Annotated in this window: 1 pseudogene; it reads right to left on the reverse strand. The window is 48.9% G+C overall.

The features are described 5' to 3' along the window. Nucleotides 1-187: 187 nt before the first annotated feature. Nucleotides 188-472: pseudogene (locus ACTHUT_RS21855) on the reverse strand (argininosuccinate lyase); the annotation flags it as partial.

Here is a 472-nt window from a genome sequence, read left to right on the forward strand (position 1 = left end):
TGTAAGACAATATTTTTCATCCTCGCTCCTTTTTTGAATACGGCGGCAAGAGTAAGTAGGCGTGGTTTCTCGTTTGAAGGTAAGTTTAGTCTTTATCTGTTTTTATTGTGAGATTGAGTGTAACACAGGTGATCAAAAGGCCGTCTGAAAATTTTCAGACGGCCTTTTATTATGTGTTTAGATGGGTTTAAGCCAACAATTCACGCCAGCGTTTCACCTGTAAACGGACTTGTTCAGGCGCGGTGCCGCCCAAGTGGTTGCGCGCGTTTAAGCTGCCTTCGGGTGTCAGCACAGTGTACACCGTCGGCAATCAAGCCGCTGAAACCTTGCAGGACTTCGAGCGGCGATTCGCTCAAATCAACGCCAGCTTCATCAGCATGGCGCACGGCTTGGGCAACGACTTCGTGGCTGTCGCGGAAAGGCATGCCTTTTTTCACCAAGTAATCCGCCAAGTCGGTAGCCGTTGCAAAAC

The organism is Neisseria sp. P0022.S010 (assembly GCF_051956635.1).